This window comes from Pseudomonas sp. FW305-25, assembly GCF_017351415.1.
Taxonomy (GTDB): domain Bacteria; phylum Pseudomonadota; class Gammaproteobacteria; order Pseudomonadales; family Pseudomonadaceae; genus Aquipseudomonas; species Aquipseudomonas chlororaphis.
Genome location: NZ_JACNDE010000003.1, coordinates 248,996 through 275,296, shown reverse-complemented (window position 1 = coordinate 275,296; position 26,301 = coordinate 248,996). Strand labels below are relative to the sequence as shown.

Annotated in this window: 23 protein-coding genes; 14 read left to right on the top strand and 9 right to left on the bottom strand. The window is 60.8% G+C overall.

Annotation, left to right across the window (positions count from 1 at the left end):
• Window positions 1-133 precede the first annotated feature (133 nt).
• The 5 genes from J4E58_RS05225 to J4E58_RS05205 all read right to left on the bottom strand — a co-directional run bounded on the left by J4E58_RS05225 (window position 134) and on the right by J4E58_RS05205 (window position 7,717).
• A complete protein-coding gene (locus tag J4E58_RS05225) occupies window positions 134-2,944 on the bottom strand; it encodes an FAD-binding and (Fe-S)-binding domain-containing protein (protein ID WP_087091204.1) in 2,811 nt (936 codons plus the stop codon).
• Entirely contained in the window at window positions 2,941-3,612 is a 672-nt protein-coding gene (locus J4E58_RS05220; RefSeq protein ID WP_087091205.1) for a lactate utilization protein, read from the bottom strand. Before J4E58_RS05220 ends, J4E58_RS05225 begins: the two co-directional genes overlap by 4 nt.
• The gene (locus J4E58_RS05215; protein ID WP_087091206.1) at window positions 3,609-5,066 is read right to left on the bottom strand and encodes a LutB/LldF family L-lactate oxidation iron-sulfur protein; all 1,458 of its coding nucleotides are present in this window, start codon (window positions 5,064-5,066) and stop codon (window positions 3,609-3,611) included. Before J4E58_RS05215 ends, J4E58_RS05220 begins: the two co-directional genes overlap by 4 nt.
• On the bottom strand, window positions 5,063-5,887 hold the full coding sequence (locus J4E58_RS05210; RefSeq protein ID WP_087091207.1) for a (Fe-S)-binding protein: 825 nt from the start codon (window positions 5,885-5,887) through the stop codon (window positions 5,063-5,065). The genes J4E58_RS05215 and J4E58_RS05210 overlap by 4 nt, the downstream gene beginning before the upstream one ends.
• A 144-nt stretch (window positions 5,888-6,031) precedes the next feature.
• Window positions 6,032-7,717 carry a lactate permease LctP family transporter gene (locus J4E58_RS05205; protein ID WP_007920833.1) on the bottom strand — a complete coding sequence of 562 codons (1,686 nt, stop codon included), beginning with the start codon at window positions 7,715-7,717 and terminating at the stop codon, window positions 6,032-6,034.
• 261 nt (window positions 7,718-7,978) lie between these two features.
• Here J4E58_RS05205 and J4E58_RS05200 point away from each other — a divergent pair, with 261 nt between their 5' ends.
• Entirely contained in the window at window positions 7,979-8,746 is a 768-nt protein-coding gene (locus J4E58_RS05200) for an FCD domain-containing protein (RefSeq protein ID WP_007920835.1), read from the top strand.
• A 79-nt stretch (window positions 8,747-8,825) separates the two neighbouring features.
• Here J4E58_RS05200 and smpB read toward each other — a convergent pair whose 3' ends face one another.
• On the bottom strand, window positions 8,826-9,308 hold the full coding sequence (smpB, locus tag J4E58_RS05195; RefSeq protein ID WP_009042112.1) for an SsrA-binding protein SmpB: 483 nt from the start codon (window positions 9,306-9,308) through the stop codon (window positions 8,826-8,828).
• Between the two features lie 117 nt (window positions 9,309-9,425).
• Between smpB and J4E58_RS05190 the strand changes: the two genes are divergently transcribed.
• From J4E58_RS05190 to J4E58_RS05180, 3 genes are read left to right on the top strand one after another with little or no spacing between them, the layout of a single operon-like run.
• Entirely contained in the window at window positions 9,426-10,829 is a 1,404-nt protein-coding gene (locus J4E58_RS05190) for a sodium-dependent transporter (protein WP_087091208.1), read from the top strand.
• Window positions 10,830-10,836: 7 nt separating this feature from the next.
• Entirely contained in the window at window positions 10,837-11,271 is a 435-nt protein-coding gene (locus J4E58_RS05185) for a type II toxin-antitoxin system RatA family toxin (RefSeq protein WP_007920838.1), read from the top strand.
• Window positions 11,264-11,584, top strand: coding sequence for an RnfH family protein (locus tag J4E58_RS05180; RefSeq protein WP_172963016.1), 321 nt, complete (start codon window positions 11,264-11,266; stop codon window positions 11,582-11,584). The genes J4E58_RS05185 and J4E58_RS05180 overlap by 8 nt, the downstream gene beginning before the upstream one ends.
• Before the next feature lie 58 nt (window positions 11,585-11,642).
• Here J4E58_RS05180 and J4E58_RS05175 read toward each other — a convergent pair whose 3' ends face one another.
• Window positions 11,643-12,170 (bottom strand): outer membrane protein assembly factor BamE, encoded by a 528-nt coding sequence (locus J4E58_RS05175; RefSeq protein ID WP_007920839.1) that lies wholly within the window; start codon window positions 12,168-12,170, stop codon window positions 11,643-11,645.
• Window positions 12,171-12,268: 98 nt separating this feature from the next.
• Between J4E58_RS05175 and fur the strand changes: the two genes are divergently transcribed.
• Window positions 12,269-12,673 (top strand): ferric iron uptake transcriptional regulator, encoded by a 405-nt coding sequence (gene fur, locus J4E58_RS05170; RefSeq protein ID WP_007920840.1) that lies wholly within the window; start codon window positions 12,269-12,271, stop codon window positions 12,671-12,673.
• Between the two features lie 90 nt (window positions 12,674-12,763).
• On the opposite strand, the gene recN is transcribed toward fur, so the two are convergent.
• Window positions 12,764-14,437, bottom strand: coding sequence for a DNA repair protein RecN (gene recN, locus J4E58_RS05165; protein WP_053259602.1), 1,674 nt, complete (start codon window positions 14,435-14,437; stop codon window positions 12,764-12,766).
• Window positions 14,438-14,689: 252 nt separating this feature from the next.
• Between recN and grpE the strand changes: the two genes are divergently transcribed.
• From grpE to J4E58_RS05125, 8 genes are all read left to right on the top strand, one after another.
• Complete coding sequence (gene grpE, locus J4E58_RS05160; protein WP_007920848.1) at window positions 14,690-15,256, top strand: nucleotide exchange factor GrpE; 567 nt, start codon at window positions 14,690-14,692, stop codon at window positions 15,254-15,256.
• Between the two features lie 102 nt (window positions 15,257-15,358).
• On the top strand, window positions 15,359-17,275 hold the full coding sequence (dnaK, locus tag J4E58_RS05155; RefSeq protein WP_007920851.1) for a molecular chaperone DnaK: 1,917 nt from the start codon (window positions 15,359-15,361) through the stop codon (window positions 17,273-17,275).
• Window positions 17,276-17,599: 324 nt separating this feature from the next.
• Window positions 17,600-18,724, top strand: a complete 1,125-nt coding sequence (gene dnaJ / locus J4E58_RS05150) for a molecular chaperone DnaJ (protein ID WP_007920853.1) — start codon at window positions 17,600-17,602, stop codon at window positions 18,722-18,724.
• A gap of 10 nt (window positions 18,725-18,734) precedes the next feature.
• Complete coding sequence (gene dapB, locus J4E58_RS05145; RefSeq protein ID WP_087091209.1) at window positions 18,735-19,541, top strand: 4-hydroxy-tetrahydrodipicolinate reductase; 807 nt, start codon at window positions 18,735-18,737, stop codon at window positions 19,539-19,541.
• Between the two features lie 258 nt (window positions 19,542-19,799).
• The gene (gene carA / locus J4E58_RS05140) at window positions 19,800-20,936 is read left to right on the top strand and encodes a glutamine-hydrolyzing carbamoyl-phosphate synthase small subunit (protein WP_007920857.1); all 1,137 of its coding nucleotides are present in this window, start codon (window positions 19,800-19,802) and stop codon (window positions 20,934-20,936) included.
• A 104-nt stretch (window positions 20,937-21,040) separates the two neighbouring features.
• Window positions 21,041-24,262 carry a carbamoyl-phosphate synthase large subunit gene (gene carB, locus J4E58_RS05135; protein ID WP_087091210.1) on the top strand — a complete coding sequence of 1,074 codons (3,222 nt, stop codon included), beginning with the start codon at window positions 21,041-21,043 and terminating at the stop codon, window positions 24,260-24,262.
• On the top strand, window positions 24,259-24,735 hold the full coding sequence (gene greA, locus J4E58_RS05130) for a transcription elongation factor GreA (RefSeq protein ID WP_007920862.1): 477 nt from the start codon (window positions 24,259-24,261) through the stop codon (window positions 24,733-24,735). The genes carB and greA overlap by 4 nt, the downstream gene beginning before the upstream one ends.
• A 28-nt stretch (window positions 24,736-24,763) precedes the next feature.
• The gene (locus tag J4E58_RS05125) at window positions 24,764-25,168 is read left to right on the top strand and encodes an MFS transporter (protein WP_087091211.1); all 405 of its coding nucleotides are present in this window, start codon (window positions 24,764-24,766) and stop codon (window positions 25,166-25,168) included.
• 12 nt (window positions 25,169-25,180) lie between these two features.
• On the opposite strand, the gene J4E58_RS05120 is transcribed toward J4E58_RS05125, so the two are convergent.
• Window positions 25,181-25,489, bottom strand: a complete 309-nt coding sequence (locus J4E58_RS05120) for a YhbY family RNA-binding protein (protein WP_007920867.1) — start codon at window positions 25,487-25,489, stop codon at window positions 25,181-25,183.
• Window positions 25,490-25,595: 106 nt separating this feature from the next.
• Between J4E58_RS05120 and rlmE the strand changes: the two genes are divergently transcribed.
• The gene (gene rlmE / locus J4E58_RS05115) at window positions 25,596-26,225 is read left to right on the top strand and encodes a 23S rRNA (uridine(2552)-2'-O)-methyltransferase RlmE (RefSeq protein WP_007920869.1); all 630 of its coding nucleotides are present in this window, start codon (window positions 25,596-25,598) and stop codon (window positions 26,223-26,225) included.
• Window positions 26,226-26,301: the final 76 nt, after the last annotated feature.

Below are 26,301 nucleotides of genomic sequence, written 5' to 3'. Positions count from 1 at the left end.
ACTGAGCCTGCGGGTGCAAGAAACCTGTAGGAGCTCGTCATGGTCGTTAACGGTATCGCCCACTCACTGGCTAACCGCAGTGCTCTCCAGTTCATCGCGAGCAAGCTTCGCTCCTACAGTGGGCGCATACCGATCAGCTTTGCCGGGCCTGGGTCACCCGGTCCACAAGGTACACCAGCCCGTGATAATCGATCCCGCCATGCTGGCTCAGACCGATTTCACAGGTGCGGCTGGTGGAGATGCCTTCGCTGCAGTACTGCACCGCGTCCTTGAGACTACGCAGGGAGTGAGCGTTGAGCTCTGGTGTGGTGAACCCTTTATCGCCGGCGAAGCCGCAGCAATGGATGCCTTCCGGGATCACCACATTGTTGCTGCAACGCCGTGCCAGGTCGATCAGCGCCTGGCTTTCGCCCAGGTGCTGGGTGCTGCAGGTGACGTGCACGGCGACCGGTGCTTCCTGAGGGGTGAACTCGAGCTTGTCCATCAGGTGGGTGCGGATGAAGCGCACCGGGTCGTACAGGTCCAGGCGCACGTCGCCCAGGTCCTGCACCAGACGCAGGGTGCAGGGGCTGGTGTCGCAGTAGATCGGGTCGAGGCCACCGCGGCTGGCGTGGAGCAGGGCGCCGATCAGTTCCTGGCGCTTGTGCTCGGCCTGTTCCGCGTAACCCTTGGAGGCGAATGGCTGGCCGCAGCACAGGCTTTCGACGTTGTCCGGGATCACCACCTGGTAACCGGCTTTTTCCAGCAGGCCGCGGGTCTTGTCGTAGAGCGAGCTTTGCTCTTTGTCCCCGGCCGCCGGGCCCATGACCCGCGACACACAGGCCGCCAGGTAGACCACCCGTGGCCGCTGGTCGCTGACCGCCGGGCTGAAGCGAATGGCCCGTTCCGGCTGCGGCATGGCGCTGGTCCATTGCGGCACCTGGCCCTTGGACAGTTTGCTCAGCGCTGCGGAAACCCTGGCCAGGCGTGGCGCCCCCAGCAGCATCCGCGCGCCGTTGGCCACGTGCAGGGTGAACCGCGCGCCTTGCAAGGTGGCGGCGAAATGCGAGCCAAGCCAATCGGCCGCCTTGGCGTGCGTGGCGTGCTGGCTGCGCAGCTTTTTCACCAGCTCGCCGGTATTGATGCCCACCGGGCAACGCTGGGCGCACAGGCCGGTGGCGGCGCAGGTGTCGATGCCCTGGTATTGATAGGCCGCTTCCAGTTCCGTGGTGTCGATACCGGCGCGCTTGCGGGCCTGAATGTCGCGCCAGATCACGATGCGCTGGCGCGGGCTCAGGGTCAGCCCCTTGGACGGGCACACCGGTTCGCAGAAGCCGCATTCGATGCACTTATCCACAATCTCGTCGGCCGCCGGCAGCGGCTTGAGGTGCTTGAGGTGGATCTGCGGGTCTTCGCTGAGCACCACGTCCGGGTTGAGGATGCCGTTGGGGTCGAGCAGGCGCTTGAGTTGCCACATCAACTGGTAGGCATCGCCGCCCCATTCCAGTTCGACGAAGGGCGCCATATTGCGCCCGGTGCCGTGTTCGGCCTTGAGCGAGCCGCCGAACTCCACCGCCACCAGTTGCGCCACGTCATCCATGAAGGCCTGGTAGCGCGCGACCTCCTCGGCGCTGTTGAAGCCCTGGGTGAAGACGAAATGCAGGTTGCCCTCCAGCGCATGGCCGAACAGGATTGCCTCGTCGTAGCGGTGTTTGTCGAACAGCGCGATCAGGCGATTGACGCCGATGGCCAGCTGTTCCACCGGGAAGGTCACGTCTTCGATGATCACCGTGGTGCCGGTCTTGCGCACCGCGCCGACGGCGGGGAAGGTGTCTTTGCGGATCGCCCAGAGCTTGGCGTTTTCCTTCGGGTCTTCGGTGAAGTCGACCTGCTTCTCCACCGGGAAGGAGGCGAGGGACGCCATGATCTGCGCCAGTTGTTCCTGCAGCAGCGCGGAAGATGCCGCGCGGGACTCGATCAGCAGCGCGCAGGCATTGGCGGACAGTTGCTGGACGAAGGCCGGCATCCCGGGTTTGTCCTGCACCGAACGCAGGCTGCGGCGGTCCAGCAGTTCCACGGCGGAAACGGGCTGGTTTTTCAGCACGGTTACCGCGTTGCAGCAGGTTTCCACATCCGGGAAGACGATCAGCGCCGAGGCTTTGTGCGGGTGGTCGATCACCGTGTCGTAGGTCACCGCGCTGATAAAACCCAGGGTGCCTTCGGAGCCCACCAGCAGGTGGCTGAGGATGTCCAGCGGCTCATCGAAATCCACCAGGGCATTGAGCGACAGGCCGGTGGTGTTTTTCAGCCGGTACTTGTGGCGGATCTTCGCCGCCAGTTCACTGTTGGCGCGGGTCTCGCGGCCGAGGCTGGCCAGGCGTTCGAGCAGCTCGCCATGGCTGCTGCGAAACGCCGCGACGCTGGCGGCGTCTTCGGTGTCCAGGCGAGTGCCGTCGGCCAGTACCAGGCGCAGGCCGGCCAGGGTGTGGTAGGTGTTTTGCGCGGTGCCGCAGCACATGCCGCTGGCATTGTTGGCGACGATGCCGCCGATCTTGCAGGCGTTGATCGAGGCTGGGTCGGGGCCGATCTTACGTCCGAATGGCGCCAGCCAGGTGTTGGCCTGGGCGCCGATCACCCCCGGTTGCAGGCGGATCTGCTGGCCCTGGTCGCGGATCTCGCGGGCATTCCAGTTATCGCCGAGCACCAGCAGCACCGAATCGCTGATGGCCTGCCCCGACAGGCTGGTGCCGGCGGCGCGGAAGGTCACCGGTACGCGGTCGCGCTGGGCCAGCTTGAGCAGGGCCACCACTTCGTCTTCGGACTCGACGCGGATCACCAGTTGCGGAATCAGCCGATAAAAACTCGCATCGGTGCCGAAGGCCAGGGTGGAGAGCGGATCGTCGAAACGCCGCTCCTGGGGGATCAGTTGTTGGGCATCACGCAGAAAAGCCGCCGGTAGACTCATTGGTCCTCCAGGATCAGCACCACCAGGTCTTTCGGGCCGTGGGCACCGTAGGCCAGGACCTGCTCGATATCGGCGGTCTTCGACGGGCCGGACACCAGCAGCGCGTTGGTCGGCATGCCCTGGGCCCAGGCGTATTCCTGCTGGACCTGATAGAAGTTGTCGCGGATCTCGCTGGCCTTGAGCAGGGCGAAATGCACCGGCGGCACCAGGCTCATCAGCCGCGGTTCTTCGCGGGTCGGCCAGAGGATCAGGCTGCCGGTGGCGGCGATGGCGCCGAGGGTGGTGGTGAGGCTGGCCGGGGTATCGTTGAACAGCTCGGCTTTCCATTCCTCGACGGGCCGATCGTAGGCCTTCAACGTCGGCAACCCGGGATGCTCGGCCCAGTATTGGCTGACGCGCTGGCCGTGGGGCGTGGTCGGTGCGATCAGCAGGCTCGGCAACTGGCGTTCGCCCAGCAGGTGGGCGAGCAGCGCCGGCCAGTCCTGGGCGGTGGTCTGATGAATCTCGGTGTGCACCGCTTCCATCTGCTTGCGCAGCTGCGGGATGCGTTGTTCCGGTGCATAGGTATAAGGCTCGGTGACCAGGGCCTCATCGAAGTTATCCACAATCGGCGTGGTGCCGCTCAGGCTGCTGCGCAGCTTGCCGAGGATGTTCTGTTTGGCGCTCATCGACGTTCTCCCTGTTTGGCCAGATGCTCGCGGGCCAGGTCGTGCAAGGACCGGGCGGCGGGTTTCGGTGCGCTGTGGTTTTGCGTCCAGGGGCCGACGTTGCTCGGGGTCAGCGCGCGCAGGCGGGTGGCCGCGAGGCTGAACAGGCGATACAAGGTCGGCGAACTGTTGAGCCTGGCCCAGGCGTTCCAGATAAAACGTTCCTTGCGCGAGTACTTGCTGCCCTGGCCGCGCATCACCTGATGGGGGCTGTCCGGAGCCTTGACGTTCTCTTCGCGCAGGCGACGCAACAGGCTCGGGATCGGGATCTTCACCGGACACACTTCGCCGCAGGCGCCACACAGCGAAGACGCGCTCGGATGGTCCGGCACCTTGGCCAGGCCGACCATGTGCGGGGTGATGATCTTGCCGATGGGGCCGGGGTAGACCTCGCCGTAGGCGTGGCCGCCGATGCGGGTGTAGACCGGGCAATGGTTCATGCAAGCGCCGCAGCGGATGCAGTTCAGGGTCTGGCGCAGTTCGCTGTCGGCGAAGGCCTGGCTGCGACCGTTGTCGAGCAGCACCAGGTGCACTTGCTGCGGGCCGTCCAGCTCATGCTCCTTGCGCGGGCCGGAGATCATGTTGACGTAGGTGGTGATCGGCTGGCCCAGCGCCGAGCGGGTCAGCAGCGATAGCAGCGGCACCACGTCACGCAGGTTCTCGACGACCTTCTCGATGCCGGTGACGGCGATGTGCACGGGCGGCACCGTGGTCGACATGCGGCCGTTGCCTTCGTTTTCCACCAGCAGCAGGGTGCCGGTCTCGGCCACGGCGAAGTTGACGCCGGAGACGCCGATGTCCGCTTCGAAGAATTTCTGCCGCAGGACCCTGCGACCGATCTGAATGAGTTGGTCAACGTCCTTGGTGTACTCCACGCCAAGTTTGTCGTGGAACAAGGACGCGACCTGACCGGCGTTCTTGTGGATCGCCGGCATGATTATGTGTGAAGGCTTCTCGTGGTCGAGCTGGACGATGAACTCGCCCATGTCCGACTCAAGGCATTCAATGCCTTGTTCAGCGAGGACATGGTTCATCTCCATCTCTTCGCTGACCATCGATTTGCCCTTGATCACTTGCCGCGCCTCGTGAGCCCGGATGATCGAGAGGACGATGCCATTGGCCTCGTCCACCGTTTCCGCCCAGTGCACTGTCACACCGTTGCGGGTCAGGTTCTGTTCAAGCTGCTCGAGCAGGTCGGGCAGCTTGGATAACGCACGGGCCTTGATCGCATTGCCCAGGGCCCGCAGGTGTTCGCGCTCGTGGGCATCGCTGAACGACGCCGCACGTTTGGCCATGAGGGAATCCATGGCGCTGCGAAAGTTGTTTCGCAGTTGTCGGTCGCCCAGGGCCTGGTGGGCCCGGGTGCGAAAATCGTCCGACACGGTCAGGGTCGGAATCAGCTCCGGGGCGCTCATGCGGCACCTCCGGTACGCTGCCAGAGGAAGCTGGCCAGGTGTTGGCCGCGCAGCGCTTCCCGTTGTTTCTCCAGCGAACCGTTGATGTTCATCAAGCAGCCGCAGTCGGCGCTCAGCACCTGGTGGGCGCCGGATTCCTTCAGCGCGCGGGTCTTGTCCGCGACCATCGCACCGGAGATGTCCGGCATTCGGACGCTGAAAGTCCCGCCAAAGCCACAGCATTCGCTTTCGTGGTCGTGTTCTACCCGTTCCACGTTGCCCAGTTGTGCCAGCAGCTCACGACCGTGCAGGTGGGTGTTCATCTCGCGCCGTGCCGAGCAGGAGGTGTGCAGCGCCACCTTGATCGGCTCGCCACTGTCCTTGAGCTGCACCTTGCATACGTGCAACAGGAACTCCGCCAGCTCGTAGGTGCGTTCGGCCAGGGCCTGCACCTGCTTCAAGGTCTGCGGCTCGTCCTTGAACAAGTCCGCGTAGTGCTCGCGCAGCATGCCCGCGCAGGAACCCGACGGCACCACCACCGGATAGTCGCCGGCGAACAGCGCCAGTTGCGAGCGGGCCACGGTGCGCGCCTGTTCGGTGTAACCCGAGGTGTAGGCCGGTTGTCCGCAGCAGCTTTGCCCTTGCGGGTACTCCACGCGAATGCCTTCGCGTTCGAGCAAGTGAATCGCATCCATCCCGGCTTCGGGATAGAACAGGTCGACCACACAGGTGCCGAACAGGTAGACCCGCGACGGTTTCTCGCTGGGGTACTGGCGCGGTTCGGCCAAGGGTGGTGCGACACGGGTCGTGTTAGGCACGGCGTTGTAAAAAAGCTCGCTCATTAGGCGTGTCTCCGGGTGGTCCCGGTTATCCGTCTGCGGCGGCTGCTGAATATAGAGAGGCAAGCTTTCAGCAGCCTTGCAGACCGGGTTGTGAGTTGCAGGCGCCGGGTGGGTGCTCCGGCGCCGGTTCTTTCGGTGTCGCGATCAGTGCACCAGCATGCCGGTGAACCAGTAGGCCTGGGCCAGGGTGATCAGGCCGACGATGGTGGCAAAGAATAGGCTGTGCTTGAGGGTGAAGCGGAACAGGTCCGATTCCTTGCCTACCAGGCCGGTGGCGGCGCAGGCCACGGCGATCGATTGTGGCGAGATCATCTTGCCGGTCACGCCGCCGCTGGTGTTGGCCGCTACCAGCAGGGTGTCGTTGACGCCGATCTGGTGCGCGGTGGTGGCTTGCAGCGAGCTGAACAGGGCGTTGGACGAAGTGTCCGAACCGGTCAGGAACACCCCCAACCAGCCGAGGAACGGCGAGAAGAACGGGAACGCCGCGCCGGTGCCGGCCAGCACCAGGGCCATGGTCGAGGACATGCCGGAGTAGTTGGTGACAAAGGCGAAGGCCAGCACCATGCCGATGGACAGGATCGGCCAGCGGAGTTCGTAGAAGGTCTCTTTCAAAGTGGTCAGACCAGTTTTGAAATTGATCTTCAGCACCAGCATCGAGATCAGCGCGGAGAAGAAAATCGCTGTGCCGGTGGCGGAAATCGGGTCGAGCTTGAACACCGCCGGAATCGCGGTCGGAGTGGCGACGATCGGCGCGCTCTTGATCACCAGCTGATCCAGGTGCGGAATCGCGAAGTTGAATACCCAGCTGTACATCGAGCCGCCGGCGGCGAACATCGCCTTGAACGGCTTGAGCGTCCAGATAGTGACCAGCACGGTGAGAATCAGGAATGGCGACCAGGCCTTGAAGATTTCACCGAAGCTGTAGGGCGAAGGCTGGGTGGTGCGCGGCTGGCCGAAACCACCGTTGCGCACGGCAGCGGCGCCGACGCTGGCAGTGGCCGCGGCGAACGAACGCTTGGGTTGCCAGACCTTGAGGAACAGCGTCAGGGAAACCAGGCTGGCCAGGGCCGAGGTGATGTCCGGCAGTTCCGGGCCGATGAAGTTCGAGGTGAAGTACTGGGTCACGGCAAAGCTCAGGCCGGCCACCAGCGCCGCGGGCCAGGTCTCTTTGACGCCACGCAGGCCGTCCATCATGAACACCAGCCAGAACGGCACGAACAGCGACAGCAGCGGCAGCTGGCGGCCGGTCATGGCGCCGATCTTGAACGCGTCGATGCCGGTTACCTGGCCCGCCACGATGATCGGGATGCCCAGGGCGCCAAAGGCCACCGGGGCGGTGTTGGCGATCAGGCACAGGCCGGCGGCGTACAGCGGATTGAATCCCAGGCCCACCAGCAGCGCGGCGGTAATGGCGACCGGCGCACCGAACCCGGCGGCACCTTCGAGAAAGGCCCCGAAGCAGAAACCGATCAGCAGCACCTGCAGGCGCTGGTCGTCGGTGATCGACAGCACGGAGCTGCGGATGACCTCGAACTGGCCGCTCTTGACCGTCAGTTTGTAGAGGAATACGGCGGCGACGATGATCCAGGCGATGGGCCACAGACCGTAGGCAAATCCATAGCCAGCGGCGGCAAGCGCCATGTCGGCGGGCATCTGGAAGGCGAAGATCGCCACCAGAATCGATAGCGCCAGGGTGATGCTGCCGGCAACGTGTCCTTTGAGGCGGAACACGGCCAGAGCCAGGAAGAAGAAGACGATCGGGATGACGGCGGCGAGGGCGGACAGGCCGAGGCTGCCGAGCGGGCTGTAAAGCTGTTGCCAGGTTTGCATATGGGGTGGCCCCTAATTGTTGTTGGTCAGGCACTGGTCAGCGTATTTGGTTAATTGGTAAGACCAATTTACAATCGCTGTTGGCTAGGGTAAAAGCCTTGTGAGCGGTGTGTCAATTTGCCGCCCTAAAACTTTTGTCGAAGGTGCGGTGCAGATGGCATCTGATCCGCTCGCCGACATGCGTTCTGATAGGTGCTGGCGCAGCCCCGATAGGCCAGAATAGAGAGCCCGGCGCGCGGTCGGGATCGTGGAGAGTGAGTTATGGGGTTTGATCAGATTCGTCAGCGCCGTTTGTCTGACGATATTGTCGAGCGGCTCGAGGGGATGATCCTCGAGGGCACGCTGAAGTCCGGTGAGCGCCTGCCGGCGGAGCGTGCGTTGGCGGAACAGTTCGGTGTCTCGCGACCGTCGTTGCGCGAGGCGATCCAGAAACTCACGGCCAAGGGCTTGCTGGTCAGTCGCCAGGGTGGCGGCAACTATGTGGTGGAGTCGCTGGGCTCGACCTTCAGCGATCCGCTGTTGCAGTTGTTGGAAAGCAACCCTGAAGCCCAGCGTGACTTGCTGGAATTTCGCCACACCCTGGAAGCCTCATGCGCCTATTACGCGGCATTGCGTGCCACCGAGGTGGATCGTGAACGGCTCACCGCGGCCTTCGAGGAGTTGCAGGATTGCTATTCCCGGGCCGGCGATGTGAGCCGGGCGGAAGAGGGCGCGGCAGACGCGCAATTCCACCTGGCGATTGCCGAGGCCAGTCACAACGCTGTCTTGCTGCACACCATTCGCGGGCTGTTCGATCTGCTCAAGCGCAACGTGGTGACCAACATTGGCGGCATGTACAAGCAGCGCACCGAAACCCGCGACATGCTGATCAGCCAGCACCGCGATCTGTACCAGGCGATTATCGAAGGACGTGCCGAGCAGGCGCGCGAAGTCTCCAGCCGGCACATTCTGTATGTGCAGGAAGTGCTGGAAGAGGTGCGTCAGGAAGTGCAGCGCGTGGCTCGGGCGGAGCGGCGCAAGGGGATTTAGTTGGGAGATTCATCGCTGGCCAGCTCGCTCCTGGTAGGAACGAGCTGGCTCGCGATCATGGCATCAAGGCAGAAGAGCGTTACTCTTCCTTGCCCTTGTTGCGCACCGCGCGATGCAGCTCACGATCGGAGTCGCGCTCGCGTTCGGTATGACGCTTGTCGTATTCCTTCTTGCCCTTGCCGAGTGCGATCTCGCACTTGACCATGTGCTTGCTCCAGTAGAGCGACAGGCACACGCAGGCATAACCCTTCTGCTGCACGGCAGCGAACAGCTTCTCCAGCTCGCGCTTGTTGAGCAGCAGTTTGCGCGAGCGCACGGGGTCGGCGATCACATGGGTGCTGGCGGTGGTCAGTGGCGTGAAGTGGCTGCCCAGCAGCCAGGCTTCGCCGTCCTTGAGCAGCACGTAACTGTCGACCAGTTGTGCCTTGCCCGCACGCAGACTCTTTACTTCCCAGCCGGCCAGGACCATGCCAGCCTCGAACCGATGTTCGATGAAGTAATCGTGACGCGCCTTTTTATTTTGCGCGATGGTCCCTGTTGGGTGTTTCTTCTGTTTAGCCATAGGGGCGGCATTATAGGCAGTTGCACGCGTGTCGGCTACGGTGAAGCTGCGTGCTTGAGCAGGTTGAGTGAATCCCGGACAATGCGCGCTCTTTTTTCTCGGTTGGGCGCGTTTTTGATGTCGACGGACAAGGTTTCTGTCCACGGCGGCTGGGCCAGTCGCTGGGTTTTCATACTCGCTGCGACTGGTTCTGCCGTGGGCCTGGGAAGTATCTGGAAATTCCCATATATGGTCGGCGTCTACGGTGGCGGCGCCTTTGTCCTGGTATTTCTCGCCTGCATCGCGCTGATCGGTGTGCCGGTGATGCTGGCGGAAACCCTGATCGGCCGTCGCGCCCGGCAAAGCCCGGCCAATGCCTTGAAGGCGCTGGCCCTGGAGGCGGGGCATTCGGCCAAGTGGTCCTGGGGCGCGTTCGCCGGGATGATCACGGCCTTGTTGATTCTTTCCTTCTACAGCGTCGTGGGTGGTTGGTCGCTGGACTACATCATCGATATGGGGCGTGGTGATTTCCAGGGCGTGACGGCGGATCAGGTCGGCACCTATTTCGGCACGGTGATTGCCGACCCCTGGCGGCTGACGCTGTGGCACACGCTGTTCATGCTGTTGTCGGCGGTGGTCATCGCCAAGGGCGTGGTGGCCGGGCTTGAGCGCAGCCTGCGGATCATGATGCCGCTGTTGTTCGTGATGCTGCTGATCCTGCTGGGTTACAGCCTGACCACCGGGCATTTCATGGAAGGCGTGCATTTCATGTTCGACTTCAGCACCGACAAGCTGCTCGACGGCCTGTTGCCGGCCATGGGACATGCGTTCTTTTCCCTGAGCGTCGGTGTCGGTTCCATCATGATCTACGGCGCTTACATGCCAAAGCATTCGTCCATTTCCGGCACTATTGTCGGCGTGGCGCTGCTGGATACCTTCGTTTCGCTGCTGGCGGGGCTGGCGCTGTTCCCGATCGTGTTTGCCGCGGGGTTGAACCCGAGTGAAGGTCCAGGGCTGATGTTTGTCAGTTTGCCTTTTGCCTTTGGTAATGTGGCGTTCGGCCAGCTGATGGGCGTGGTGTTTTTTGTCCTGGTGGCCATTGCCGCCTGGAGCTCGGCGATCTCGCTGCTGGAGCCGATGGTGGCTTACCTGGTGGAGCGGACTCGAATCCGCCGTGGCTGGGTGACATTCTGGCTGGCGTTTACCTGCTGGTTCGTCGGATTGGGAACGGTGTTCTCCTTCAATATCTGGCAGCAGGCCAAGTTTTTCGTGAACGAAGGCGGGGCTTTCCACCTCTACCAATGGGGGGCGGCGGGTGGTCTGGATTTCTTCGGGGTGATCGATTTCTTCACCTCGCGGATCATGTTGCCCTTGGGTGGCCTCTGCTTTGTGGTGTTCGCGGGTTGGGTGATGGGGCGCGAGGCGGTTCGTGATGAGCTGTCGATCCGCAGTCCGCTGCTTTTTGCCCTGACCCTGTTTTTGATGCGCTATGTGGCGCCCATCGGCATTCTTATAGTGTTTGCCGCCCAGTTGTGGAAATGACGCTGACATGACGACACATATTCAACGCTCGGCCCTGTTGCCTTATCCGGCGCAGTTTTTGTACGACCTGGTCAACGACGTGGCGCGCTACCCGGAGTTTTTACCCTGGTGCTCGTCGGCCGAGGTGCTGGAGAGCAGCGAGGTGCAGATGCGCGCCAGCCTGGCCGTTGCCAAGGGCGGGCTCAGCCAGCATTTCGTGACGCGCAATACCCTGGTGCCGGGCCAGTCGATCGAGATGAACCTGGAGGAAGGGCCGTTCAACCAGTTGCACGGCGTGTGGATTTTCAAACCGCTGGGCGAGAAGGCCTGCAAGATCAGCCTGGATTTGTCGTTCGACTACGCCGGTCCACTGGTTCGCGCGACCTTGGGGCCTTTGTTCAACCAGGCGGCCAACACCCTGGTCGATGCGTTTTGTCAGCGGGCCAAGCAGTTGCATGCTTGAGCCCATGATCGAAGTCGAGGTGGTGTATGCCGCGGTCGACCGGCAGGTATTGCTCAGTGTTGCGGTGCCAACGGGGACTACTGTTCGTGCGGCAGTGAAAGGCTGTGGGATAGGCGCGCAATTTCCAGAATTGGATCTGGACAATTGTCCGCTGGGGATCTTTGGCAAAGCGGTTGCGGACCCAGGGAAGCAGCCGGTTCGGGCGGACGATCGCATCGAAATCTACCGCCCGCTGCTGGCTGACCCTAAAGAGGTCCGACGTCTGCGCGCGGCAAAGGCGGCGCAGGCCCGGGCTCGTAATTCAGAGTCCTGAGCAAATCGACAGGCAACAAAAAGCCCGGACTCGCCGGGCTTTTTTATTCCACCACAAATTATTGCGGCGAGGTGTCCAGAGGTTCTGGTGTTGGCACCGGAACGGTCTCGACGTTGTCGACGTCCTTCTGGATCTGATCGAGCAGAGAGCCAGGCTTGGCCGGTTTTTCCGGTTTTGGCTGTTCGGCGTTTTCAGTAGGGGCGGTCACGGTAGTGCCGCTGTCCTTGCCCAGGATGGCTTCGTCGCGGCTTACGCCAGGCATGAAGTCACCGGAAAGGCTGACCAGTTGGTCGTTACCGTTGAAGATAACGCTGACGCGCTCCTGCTGGCGTTCACCGCCACCTGGTTGCAGGCTGTACAGATAATCCCAGCGATCGGCGTGGAACGTGTCGGTCAACAGAGGGTTGCCCATGATAAACCGTACTTGCCGGCGGGTCATTCCCGGGCGTAACTGGTCTATCATGTCCTGCGTGACGACATTGCCCTGCTGGATGTCGATTTTGTAAACCCCGGGGAATGAACAACCGGCGAGTGCGAGCAGTCCCACGAAGGTGAAACTGGTTAGCAAGAGCTTGGTGTTTTGCATCGGTGGGCGACTTCCACTATCTTGGCTGGGACAACGTAAACCCCGATCATACCCGCATTAAGAGAAGCTGCGAAGCAGCATCCGCGAGAAAGCTGACCATGGTTGAAAATAGCGAACTACGTAAAGCCGGCCTTAAAGTGACTCTGCCACGGGTCAAAATTCTACAAATGCTCGATTCCGCCGAGCAGCGACACATGAGCGCCGAGGATGTTTACAAGGCGCTGATGGAAGCTGGCGAGGATGTCGGTCTGGCCACGGTTTACCGTGTTCTGACCCAGTTTGAAGCAGCAGGCCTTGTGGTACGCCACAACTTTGATGGCGGTCATGCGGTATTCGAACTGGCTGACGGCGGTCACCACGACCACATGGTCAACGTGGATTCCGGTGAGGTGATCGAATTCTTCGACGAAGAAATCGAGAAGCTTCAGAAGGCGATTGTCGAGAAGCATGGCTTCGAGTTGGTGGATCACAACTTGGTGCTGTACGTACGCACGAAGAAATAAGCATGTCGCGCGGACATAGTCCGCGAAACGATCGAAGGCGACCCAAGGGTCGCCTTCGTGCTTTCTGCTCTTTATTAAAGTGGCAGGGACTCAAGCCTTGGCGGTAACCACCATTTTTTTCGCGTGGGCCAGCGACTCCTTGGTCAGGTCGATGCCGCCCAGCATCCGCGCTACCTCTTCGATCCGCTCGGTCTTGCCCAGTTTGGAAACCGCGGTGTGAGTCGCATCGCTGCCGCGCACCTTGTGCACAAAAAGATGTTGATGGCCCTGGGCTGCCACCTGCGGCAAGTGGGTGACCGTCAATACCTGGCCGCGCTCGCCGAGGCGACGTAGCAGTTGGCCGACGATCTCCGCGGTCGGGCCGCCGATGCCGACGTCCACTTCGTCGAATACCAGGGTCGGGACACGAGAGGTCTGTGCGGTAATCACCTGGATTGCCAGGCTGATCCGCGACAGTTCGCCCCCGGATGCCACTTTGGCCAGGGCCTTGAGCGGCTGGCCGGGGTTGGCGCTGACCAGTAGCTCGACCTGCTCGAGGCCGTTGGGCTGCAGTTCATCGCCGCTGTTGGCGTGCAGTTCGATGGTGAAGCGGCCGCCAGGCATGCCCAGGCGCTGGATTTCCTGTTCGACGGCGCTGGCCAGGCTGGTTGCGGCCTGCTGGCGCAGCTCGCTCAGCTCCCTGGCCTTTTCGTGATAGTGCCGGGCATAGGATTTCAGCTCATCGCCCAGGCGCTCAATGGATTCGTCATTGGCATCCAGAGTTTCGATTTCCTCCAGCAGTTTCTGCTGCATGGCTGCCACCTCGGTGGGCTGGATCCGGTGTTTGCGAGCCAGGGTATAGATGGCATCCAGCCGCTCCTCCAGTTGTTGCAGGCGCGCCGGGTCCGCATCGAAATGGTCGACGAAGCGATTCAGTTCGCCGACGGCTTCTTCGACCTGGATTTGCGCGCTGGCCAGCAGGTTGGTGGCTTCCGCCAGGGCGCCGGAGGTGTTGCCGATGCTCGACAGGCGATTGAGGCTCGCTGTGAGGGCGCTGAGGACGTTGCCCGAATCACTTTCGCTGCAATGCTCGACGACTTGCCGGCAGATGCCCAGCAGGCTTTCGGCATTGGTCAGGTTCTTGTGTTCGAGTTCCAGTTGCTCGAGTTCGTTTTCGCCCAAGGCCAGGTTTTCCAGTTCCTCCAGCTGATAGCTGAGGAGCTGGTGGCGCGCCCGCTGCTCGTCCCCGGAGTTGGACAGGCGCTCCAGTTCCTGGCGGGTCTGGCGCCAGCGCTGGGCTGCCAGCGATACCTGGCGGGCCAGGTCGGTGGCGCCGGCGTACTCGTCGAGCAGGCGGCGGTGGGTATCGGTTTTCAGCAGCGACTGGTGTTCATGCTGGCTGTGGATGTCGATCAGCAGTTCGCCGAGTGCCTTGAGGTCGCCTAGCGGGCACGGGGAGCCATTGATGTAGCCACGGGAACGGCCTTCGGCGGTGATGACCCGGCGCAGGATGCATGGGCTGTCGTTGTCCAGGTCGCGTTCGGCGAGCCAGGTGCGGGCCTCGGGAATGTCTTCCAGGTCGAAGGTGGCGAGAATGTCGGCCTTGTCGGCACCTGGGCGTACTACGCCACTGTCGGCGCGATCACCCAGGGTCAGCCCCAGGGCGTCGAGCATGATCGATTTGCCGGCGCCGGTTTCACCCGTGATGACGCTCATCCCACGATCCAGTTCCAGATCGAGATGCTCAACGATGGCGTAGTTGTGTACGGACAGGTGCACCAGCATAAAGGCCGCTCCCAAGCTTTAGGTCTGGTTATTTATACAGTGTTTTGTTTTCGGCTGACAATGCCCGCCCTTAGCTCGATTCGCTTGCTTGACGGATTTTTTTATCGTGTGCGGGAATAATTGGTGACCGGCGTTTGGGGTCGTCCAATGATTTTTGCCGAGGGTGCGGCCCTTGAACCTGGAAAATGCGACCCCATATATCGGGGCAGAAGCGTGAGTTGAGCTCGCGGACGATATTGAAAGGAGAATTTTATGGCTGACGAACAGACGCTGGATACGCAAAATCTCGACGCCAATCAGGCCCCCGAGGCCTCGGGCGAAGATCTGGCGGCTCGTGTGCAAGTGCTCGAAGAGCAGTTGGCTGGCGCTCAGGATCAGGCATTGCGTGTCGCAGCCGATCTGCAGAACGTCCGCCGCCGTGCCGAGCAGGATGTAGAAAAAGCTCACAAATTCGCCCTCGAGCGTTTTGCTGGCGACCTGCTGCCAGTGATCGACAGTCTCGAGCGCGGTCTTGAGTTGTCCAGCCCGGACGACGAAAGCATTCGCCCGATGCGTGAAGGTATCGAACTGACCCTGAAGATGTTCCAGGACACCCTGAAGCGTTATCAGCTGGAAGCGATCGATCCGCATGGCGAACCGTTCAACGCTGAACAGCACCAGGCGATGGCCATGCAGGAAAGTGCCGACGTCGAGCCGAACAGCGTTCTCAAGGTGTTCCAGAAGGGCTATCAGCTCAACGGTCGCCTGCTGCGCCCGGCCATGGTCGTGGTCAGCAAGGCACCCGCACCGGTTTCGCCTTCGATTGACGAGAAGGCTTGAAATCGCGCGCAGGGCCCCCATTTATAGGTCAAGCGTTTAAGTGCTACCGCAGTCGGCCACCACTGCTGCGGCAACAAAATCTAAAGTTTCGGGAGAGTTAACATGGGCAAAATTATCGGTATCGACCTGGGGACTACCAACTCCTGCGTCTCCATTCTTGAAAACGGCAACGTAAAAGTTATCGAAAACGCTGAAGGCGCGCGTACCACGCCGTCCATCATCGCTTACGCCAACGATGGCGAAATCCTGGTTGGCCAGTCGGCCAAGCGTCAGGCCGTGACCAACCCGCACAACACCCTGTACGCGGTGAAGCGTCTGATCGGTCGCCGTTTCGACGAAGAAGTCGTACAGAAAGACATCCAGATGGTCCCTTACAAGATCGTCAAGGCTGACAACAATGACGCCTGGGTTGAAGTGAACGGCCAGAAAATGGCTCCGCCACAGATCTCGGCCGAAATCCTCAAGAAAATGAAGAAGACCGCCGAAGACTACCTCGGCGAGGCCGTGACCGAAGCGGTGATCACCGTTCCGGCCTACTTCAACGACAGCCAGCGCCAGGCGACCAAAGACGCCGGCCGCATCGCGGGCCTGGATGTAAAACGCATCATCAACGAACCTACCGCGGCCGCTCTGGCTTACGGCATGGACAAGGCCAAGGGCGATCACACCGTGATCGTTTATGACCTGGGTGGCGGTACCTTCGACGTATCCGTGATCGAAATCGCTGAAGTCGATGGCGAGCACCAGTTCGAAGTACTGGCAACCAACGGTGACACCTTCCTCGGTGGTGAAGACTTCGACATCCGTCTGATCGACTACCTCGTGGACGAGTTCAAGAAAGAAAGCGGCATGAACCTCAAGGGTGACCCGCTGGCCATGCAGCGCCTGAAAGAAGCCGCTGAAAAAGCCAAGATCGAGCTGTCCTCGAGCCAGCAGACCGACGTCAACCTGCCGTACATCACCGCAGATGCTACTGGTCCTAAGCACCTGAACGTGAAGATTTCCCGCGCCAAGCTGGAGTCGCTGGTCGAAGACCTGGTTCAGCGCACCATCGAGCCTTGCCGCATCGCCATGAAAGACGCCGGTATCGACGTCAGCAAGATCGACGACGTGATCCTGGTCGGCGGTCAGACCCGCATGCCGCTGGTGCAGAAGCTGGTCACCGATTTCTTCGGTAAAGAAGCACGCAAGGACGTGAACCCGGACGAAGCCGTTGCCATGGGTGCTGCCATCCAGGGCGCGGTACTGGCCGGTGACGTGAAAGACGTACTGCTGCTGGACGTCAGCCCGCTGACCCTGGGTATCGAAACCATGGGCGGCGTGATGACCGCGCTGATCGAGAAAAACACCACGATTCCTACCAAGAAATCGCAAGTGTTCTCGACTGCCGACGACAACCAGGGCGCAGTGACCATTCACGTGCTGCAGGGCGAGCGTAAGCAAGCCGCGCAGAACAAGTCCCTGGGCAAGTTCGACCTGGCCGAGATTCCACCAGCTCCACGTGGCGTGCCGCAAATCGAAGTGACCTTCGACATCGACGCCAACGGCATCCTGCACGTAGGTGCGAAAGACAAGGCGACCGGCAAGACCCAGTCGATCGTGATCAAGGCCAACTCCGGTCTGTCCGAGGAAGAAATTCAGCAGATGGTTCGTGATGCTGAAGTCAACGCCGAAGAAGACCGCAAGTTCGAAGAGCTGGCCAGCGCGCGTAACCAAGGCGATGCCCTGGTTCACTCGACTCGCAAGATGATCGCTGATGCGGGCGACAAAGTGACTGCTGAAGAGAAGGCTGCGATCGAAGCTGCCGTGGTTGCCCTTGAAGCCGCTATCAAAGGCGACGACAAGGCTGCCATCGACGCCAAGGTCGAAGAGCTGTCGAAAGTGTCCGCTCCGGTCGCTCAGAAGATGTACGCCGAGCAGGCTCAGCCGGCAGAAGGCGCAGCTTCGCAGGGTGAATCGGCCGAGAAAGCCGACGACGTCGTCGACGCTGAGTTCGAAGAAGTAAAAGACCACAAGTAAGACTGCTTGTTGGTCGGCCGGTTGACTGCCTTTGTGCGGTGACTGGTAGGATGTCGCCGCGCGGGAGCTTGCTCCCGCGTTGGCGTGTCTGGAGCAAGCGAATTTTTTACGGCGTGCGGCTCTTTTCGCACGCTGGCGGTACGGCCGGAAATGCTCCTGCTTTCCGTTCGGGATTACCGCAGTTGTCGGCCAGTCTGTTGGTCGTCTATCCAAGACCAGGATCGTTGAATTGACGTGAGTTGGGTCCGGGCCTGTATTGGGGCTCAACGAGTTTGGCGAGGCTCAGGAGAGCGTTGTCGAACGTCCTTAAGAGTGCGAAGACTTATGGCAAAGCGTGACTATTACGAAGTATTGGGTGTGGAGCGAGGCTCGAGCGAAGCCGACCTGAAAAAGGCTTACCGCCGTCTGGCGATGAAGCACCACCCGGACCGTAATCCCGGCGACAAAGCGTCGGAAGATATGTTCAAGGAGGCCAACGAGGCCTACGAAGTATTGTCTGACTCGAGCAAGCGCGCGGCTTATGACCAGTACGGTCACGCCGGTGTCGATCCGAGCATGGGCGGTGGTGGCGCCGGCTTCGGTGGCCAGAACTTCTCCGACATCTTTGGCGATGTCTTCAGTGATTTCTTTGGTGGCGGTCGTGGTGGCTCCCGTGGCGGGGCTCAGCGTGGCAGCGACTTGCGCTACACCCTGGAGCTGAACCTGGAAGAGGCGGTGCGCGGCACCACCGTGAATATCCGCGTTCCGACGCTGGTCAACTGCAAGCCTTGCGACGGCTCGGGCGCCAAGAAAGGCTCCTCTCCTGTTACCTGTCCGACCTGTGGCGGTATCGGCCAGGTGCGCATGCAACAGGGCTTCTTCTCGGTGCAGCAGACCTGCCCGCGTTGCCATGGCCAGGGCAAGATCATTTCCGATCCGTGCGATTCCTGTCATGGCGAAGGTCGCGTCGAAGAGTACAAGACGCTGTCGGTTAAGGTGCCGGCGGGCGTCGATACCGGCGACCGCATTCGTCTGTCCGGAGAAGGAGAGGCGGGGACCCAGGGCGGCCCTACGGGCGACCTGTATGTGGTGATCAATGTGCGTGAGCACTCGATCTTCCAGCGCGACGGCAAGCACCTGTTCTGTGAAGTGCCTATCAGCTTCGTTGACGCGGCGCTGGGCGGCGAGCTGGAAATCCCGACGCTGGACGGCCGGGTCAAGCTGAAGATCCCTGAGGGCACCCAGACCGGCAAGCAGTTCCGTGTGCGTGGCAAGGGTGTGGCTCCGGTGCGTGGCGGCGGTGCTGGCGACTTGATGTGCCGGGTTGCGGTGGAAACGCCGGTGAACCTGAGTCGTCGTCAGCGTGAATTGCTCGAAGAGTTGCGTGGTTCCCTGGCGGACGACAATACCCACTCGCCGAAAACCACTGGCTGGTTCGAAGGCGTGAAGCGCTTCTTCGGCGACCTGTAAGGAGCGAAGCATGCGACGTATAGCTGTGATGGGCGCCGCAGGGCGCATGGGTAAGAACCTGGTGGAGGCCGTGCAACAGCGCTCGCCGCTCTCCGGGCTTACCGCGGCGATCGTGCGGCCTGGCAGTTCGTTGGTCGGTGCCGATGCTGGCGAGCTGGCATCGCTGGGACGCATCGGTGTGCCGATGTCCGACAGCCTGGAAAAGGTTGCCGATGAGTTCGATGTGTTGATCGATTTCACGCTGCCGGAAGTGATGCTGAAGAACCTGGCGTTCTGCCGCAAGGCGGGCAAGGCCATGGTGATCGGTACCACGGGCTTGGGCGACAAGGAAAAGCAGGTGCTGGCCGAGGCGGGCAAGGATATTCCGATCGTGTTCGCCGCCAACTTCAGCGTTGGCGTCAATCTGTCGCTGAAGCTGCTCGACATGGCAGCCCGTGTGCTGGGCGATGATGCAGACATCGAAATCATCGAGGCGCATCACCGGCACAAGATCGACGCGCCTTCGGGAACCGCTCTGCGCATGGGCGAGGTGATTGCTGATGCGCTGGGGCGTGATCTGCAGAAGGTCGCGGTGTATGGCCGTGAAGGCCATACCGGCGCTCGTGAGCGTGAAACCATTGGTTTCGCCACGGTCCGGGGGGGGGATGTGGTGGGCGATCACACGGTGTTGTTCGCTGCTGAGGGCGAGCGTCTGGAGATTACCCATAAGGCTTCCAGTCGCATGACTTTCGCCAAGGGTGCAGTACGTGCTGCGTTGTGGCTGGACGGTCGTCCGGCGGGTCTTTATGACATGCAGGATGTGCTGGATCTGCGTTGAGATGCATCCAAAACAGGGCCAGGCTTCGCGCTTGAGCCCTGTTTTACCCCGCTAAGCGATGTTCTGTCGCATTCCTCTGCCTTTAAGGCTCTTTAGCGGTGGACCAAAAAAGCCTTTTTCTGTAAGCTACAGCTTTAGTGTGTCCACTAAAAGCGCGCAGAATAATTCGGTGAAGAAGCGGGGTGACGTGTCCATACGTCACTCCGCTTTTTTACAACCTGCGATCGCCCTTTCAGGCTTTATTTACGGGAGGTCTTCTTGACTAAGCCAGCCATACTCGCCCTTGCTGATGGCAGCATTTTTCGCGGCGAAGCCATTGGAGCCGACGGTCAAACCGTTGGTGAGGTGGTGTTTAACACCGCAATGACCGGCTATCAGGAAATCCTTACCGATCCTTCCTACGCCCAACAGATCGTTACCCTGACTTACCCGCATATCGGCAATACCGGCACCACGCCGGAAGACGCCGAGTCCGATCGTGTCTGGTCGGCCGGTCTGGTGATTCGCGACCTGCCACTGGTTGCGAGCAACTGGCGTAACACCCTGTCCCTGTCCGATTACCTGAAAGCCAACAATGTTGTGGCGATCGCCGGTATCGACACCCGTCGCCTGACGCGCATCCTGCGCGAGAAAGGCGCGCAGAACGGCTGCATCATGGCCGGTGACAATATCTCCGACGAAGCGGCGATTGCCGCAGCGCGCGGCTTCCCTGGCCTGAAAGGCATGGATCTGGCGAAGGTCGTCAGCACCAAGGAAAGCTACGAGTGGCGCTCCAGCGTCTGGAGCCTGAAGACCGACAGTCATCCGACCATCGAGGCTTCCGAGCTGCCGTACCACGTGGTTGCCTACGACTACGGCGTCAAGCTGAACATCCTGCGCATGCTGGTCGAGCGCGGTTGCCGCGTGACCGTAGTGCCTGCGCAAACTCCGGCCAGCGACGTCCTGGCACTCAAGCCTGACGGCGTGTTCCTGTCCAACGGCCCTGGCGACCCCGAGCCTTGCGATTACGCCATCCAGGCGATCAAGGACGTGCTGGAAACCGAGATCCCGGTCTTCGGTATCTGCCTGGGCCACCAACTGCTGGCACTGGCCTCCGGCGCCAAGACGGTGAAGATGGGCCACGGCCACCACGGTGCCAACCACCCGGTCCAGGACCTGGACAGCGGTGTAGTGATGATCACCAGCCAGAACCACGGTTTTGCGGTGGACGAAGCCACCCTGCCAGGCAACGTGCGGGCGATCCACAAATCGCTGTTCGACGGTACCCTGCAAGGCATCGAACGTACCGACAAGAGCGCGTTCAGCTTCCAGGGTCACCCTGAAGCGAGCCCGGGCCCGAACGATGTGGCGCCGCTGTTCGATCGTTTCATCAACGAGATGGCCAAGCGACGCTGAGTGCTCGCCCCTGAAGGTGGCCCCGGCCTCGGCGGCCCCTTCAGCGCTTCAGAGATTTGATCAAGACGGCTTGCCGACTGACCTGCGGATTTGAGTGACAACCCATGCCAAAACGTACAGACATTAAAAGCATCCTGATTCTCGGCGCTGGCCCGATCGTGATCGGCCAGGCTTGCGAATTCGACTACTCCGGCGCCCAGGCCTGCAAGGCCCTGCGCGAAGAGGGTTACCGGGTCATCCTGGTGAACTCCAACCCGGCGACCATCATGACCGACCCGGCCATGGCCGACGCCACCTACATCGAGCCGATCAAGTGGCAGACCGTTGCCAAAATCATCGAGAAAGAGCGTCCGGACGCTCTGCTGCCGACCATGGGTGGCCAGACTGCGTTGAACTGCGCCCTGGACCTGGAGCGTGAAGGCGTTCTGGAGAAGTTCGGCGTGGAAATGATCGGCGCCAATGCCGACACCATCGACAAGGCCGAAGACCGTTCGCGCTTCGACACCGCGATGAAGGCGATCGGCCTGGAGTGCCCGCGCTCCGGTATCGCCCACAGCATGGACGAGGCCAATGCGGTCCTCGAGAAGCTGGGCTTCCCGTGCATCATCCGCCCGTCCTTCACCATGGGCGGCACCGGTGGTGGCATTGCCTACAACCGTGAAGAGTTCGAAGAAATCTGCGCTCGTGGCCTGGACCTGTCGCCGACCAAGGAACTGCTGATCGACGAGTCGCTGATCGGCTGGAAAGAATACGAGATGGAGGTGGTCCGCGATAAGAAGGACAACTGCATCATCGTTTGCTCGATCGAAAACTTCGACCCGATGGGCGTGCACACCGGTGACTCGATCACCGTGGCTCCGGCACAGACCCTGACCGACAAGGAATACCAGATCCTGCGCAACGCCTCCCTGGCGGTACTGCGTGAGATCGGCGTGGAAACCGGTGGCTCCAACGTCCAGTTCGGCATCTGCCCGAACACTGGCCGTATGGTGGTGATCGAGATGAACCCGCGGGTATCCCGTTCTTCGGCCCTGGCTTCGAAAGCCACCGGCTTCCCGATCGCCAAGGTCGCCGCCAAGCTGGCCGTGGGTTACACCCTGGACGAGCTGTCGAACGACATCACCGGTGGCAAGACCCCGGCGTCCTTCGAGCCGTCCATCGACTACGTCGTGACCAAGCTGCCACGCTTCGCCTTCGAGAAATTCGCCAAGGCCGATGCCCGTCTGACCACTCAGATGAAGTCGGTGGGTGAGGTGATGGCCATCGGCCGGACCTTCCAGGAATCCCTGCAGAAAGCGCTGCGTGGCCTGGAAGTGGGTGTCTGCGGTCTGGATCCGAAGCTCGACCTGAGCAACCCGGAAAGCATGAACGTGCTCAAGCGCGAACTGACCGTGCCGGGCGCCGAGCGTATCTGGTACGTGGCTGATGCGTTCCGTGCCGGCATGACCGTCGAGCAGATCTTCGGCATGAACATGATCGACCCTTGGTTCCTGGTGCAGATCGAAGATCTGATTAAGGAAGAGGAGAAGGTCAAGACGCTGGGCCTGTCGGCCATCGACCGCGACCTGATGTTCCGCCTCAAGCGCAAAGGTTTCTCCGACCAGCGTCTGGCCAAGCTGCTGGGCGTGACCGAGAAGAACCTGCGTACCCACCGCCACAAGCTGGAAGTGTTCCCGGTCTACAAGCGCGTCGACACCTGCGCGGCCGAGTTCGCCACCGATACCGCCTACCTGTACTCGACCTATGAGGAAGAGTGCGAGGCTGCACCTTCGGGTCGCGACAAGATCATGATCCTGGGTGGTGGCCCGAACCGTATCGGCCAGGGCATCGAGTTCGACTACTGCTGCGTGCACGCGGCACTGGCGCTGCGTGACGATGGTTACGAAACCATCATGGTCAACTGCAACCCGGAAACCGTTTCCACTGACTACGACACCTCCGATCGTCTGTACTTCGAGCCAGTGACCCTGGAAGACGTGCTGGAAATCGTCCGCGTCGAGAAGCCAAAAGGCGTGATTGTCCAGTACGGCGGCCAGACTCCGTTGAAACTGGCGCGAGCCCTGGAAGCGGCCGGCGTGCCGATCATCGGTACCAGCCCTGACGCCATCGACCGTGCCGAAGACCGCGAACGCTTCCAGCAGATGGTCGAGCGCCTGAACCTGCGTCAGCCGCCAAACGCCACCGTGCGCAGCGAAGACGAAGCGATTCGTGCTGCGGCCAAGATCGGCTACCCGCTGGTGGTGCGTCCGTCCTATGTGCTGGGCGGCCGGGCGATGGAAATCGTTTACGAAGAAGAAGAGCTCAAGCGCTACCTGCGTGAAGCGGTGCAAGTGTCCAACGACAGTCCGGTGCTGCTGGACCACTTCCTCAATTGCGCCATCGAGATGGACGTGGATGCGGTCTGCGACGGCAAGGATGTGGTGATCGGCGCGATCATGCAGCACATTGAACAGGCTGGCGTACACTCCGGTGACTCCGCTTGCTCGCTGCCGCCGTACTCGCTGCCAGCGCACATCCAGGACGAGATGCGCGAACAGGTCAAGAAGATGGCCCTGGAGCTGGGTGTGGTCGGCCTGATGAACGTGCAGCTGGCCCTGCAGGGTGAGCAGATCTACGTCATCGAAGTGAACCCGCGTGCTTCCCGTACCGTGCCGTTCGTTTCCAAGTGCATCGGTGTCTCCCTGGCGATGATCGCCGCGCGCGTCATGGCGGGTAAGACCCTGAAAGAGCTGGGCTTCACCAAGGAAATCATTCCTAACTTCTACAGCGTCAAGGAAGCGGTGTTCCCGTTCGCCAAATTCCCGGGTGTCGACCCGATCCTCGGCCCAGAGATGAAGTCGACCGGCGAAGTGATGGGTGTCGGTGACACCTTCGGCGAAGCCTTCGCCAAGGCCCAGATGGGCGCTAGCGAAGTGCTGCCGACTGGTGGTACCGCGTTCATCAGCGTGCGTGACGACGACAAGCCGTTGGTTGCGGGCGTGGCTCGTGATCTGATCAGCTTGGGCTTCGAAGTGGTCGCTACTGCCGGTACTGCCAAGCTGATCGAGGCGGCAGGCCTGAAGGTGCGCCGTGTGAACAAGGTGACTGAAGGTCGTCCGCACGTGGTCGATATGATCAAGAATGACGAAGTCACGCTGATCATCAACACCACCGAAGGTCGTCAGTCGATCGCTGACTCTTATTCCATTCGTCGTAACGCCTTGCAGCACAAGATCTACTGCACCACCACCATTGCTGCGGGCGAGGCCATCTGTGAAGCGCTCAAGTTCGGTCCGGAAAAGACCGTGCGTCGCTTGCAGGATCTACATGCAGGATTGAAGGCATGAATAAATACCCAATGACCGTCCAGGGTTCCAAGGCCCTGGAAGAAGAGTTGACGTTCCTAAGCAAGGTCGAGCGGCCACGCTTGAGCCAGGCCATCGGTGAGGCTCGAGAACTCGGTGACCTCAAGGAAAACGCTGAATACCATGCTGCCCGCGAGGAGCAGGGAATGGTTGAAGCGCGCATCCGTGATATTGAAGGCCGCCTGCAAAACTCGGTTGTCATCGATGTGACGAGCATTCCTCATACAGGCAAGGTGATTTTCGGCACTACCGTCGAAATCGCCAACGTCGAAACCGATGAGAGCGTCACTTACCAGATCGTTGGTGAGGATGAGGCTGATATCAAGCTCGGAAAGATCTCTGTAGGTTCGCCTATTGCCCGTGCCTTGATCGCTAAGGAAGAGGGTGATGTGGTTGCCGTTAAAACGCCTAGCGGCGTGATCGAGTATGAGATTGTCGAAGTCCGCCACGTCTGAACGAGGGCGCCTGCTGAATGCAGGCGCCATGCTTTGGCAACTGACTCAGATGTTGTGGGTCGGTGGTGTGTGGTTGTTGCATGTCGGCTTGTTGCCGGTGCTGGGCCAGATTGGCCTGGCGCCGCTGCTGATCGAAGAGATCGGTAATGCGCTGAGTGCGCTGCTGGTTGGTTTTTCAGCGGTATGCATCGTTCTTCAGGTGCTGGTATTGGTGCGTGCTGAAGGGCCGGCGAGCCTGTGGCGGGATATGCGAGGGCAGCTGCTGTTGGTGGCGTTATGTGCGTGCACGATGTATTTCGTGGTGCGCTTCGGGCTGTCGGATGTCGAGCGCTGGCAGCTGTTCAGCTATCTTGTCTTGGCTTTTTCCGGTCTGGTGCTGGTATTGCAGCCGGTGCCTGGGTGGAGTGGCAGGGCGCGCGAAGCACGCCCTTGACCCCTGTCGACGTCAGTGGAAGCGATGGACGTTGGACAGTTGCTTGTTTACCTTGGCGTTCTTGCGATAAATCAACGCCATTTTGCCGATGACCTGCACCAGATCCGCTTTGCCGGCCTTGCACAGTTCTGCAATGGCTTCCAGGCGGGACTCGCGTTCGAGGATGTTGAGCTTGATCTTGATCAGCTCATGATCGCTCAAGGCACGTTCAAGTTCGGCCAACACACCTTCGGTCAAACCGTTGTCAGCCACAGTCAATACTGGTTTCAGATGGTGGCCAATGGATTTGTACTGTTTCTTCTGCTCTTGAGTGAGCGGCATAATCTGACCCCTGCGTCTGATCTTGTAAAAAGCGGCGGCCAGTTTACCCGAGCGCGTCCGGGACCGCCCAGTTAATCACGACCCGTTTTATTTTTTGAGGTGGCCCGTGGCCCGTTCCAAGACAAGCCATAACTGGCTGAAAGAGCACTTCAACGACCCATTCGTCAAAATGGCGCAAAAAGATGGGTACCGTTCGCGTGCCAGCTACAAGCTGCTGGAAATCCAGGAAAAGGATCGCCTGATCCGTCCTGGAATGAGTGTTATCGATCTGGGCGCGGCGCCAGGGGGCTGGTCGCAGGTGACCAGTCGTCTGATCGGCGGGCAGGGGCGACTGATCGCTTCCGACATTCTGGAAATGGATAGTATCCCTGATGTCACCTTCATTCAGGGTGACTTCACCGAAGATGCAGTGTTGGCTCAAATCCTCGAGGCGGTCGGAAATTCCCAGGTTGACCTTGTGATTTCCGATATGGCCCCCAATATGAGTGGTACGCCTGCCGTAGATATGCCGCGGGCGATGTTTCTGTGCGAGTTGGCACTTGATTTGGCGGGGCGGGTTCTGCGTCCCGGTGGCGACTTCCTGATAAAGATTTTCCAGGGAGAAGGTTTCGACGAATACCACAAGAACGTTCGCAAGATGTTCGACAAGGTGGTGATGCGCAAACCGAGTTCTTCCCGTGATCGTTCTCGCGAGCAGTATCTGCTGGGGCGTGGCTTTCGCGGGCGTATCGAGTAAAGGTTGTTTTTGACCGGGTTGATAGTTTTTTCGTATTTCGCCCCGGGGGCTTAAGCGAATATTGTGTAATCTGGGT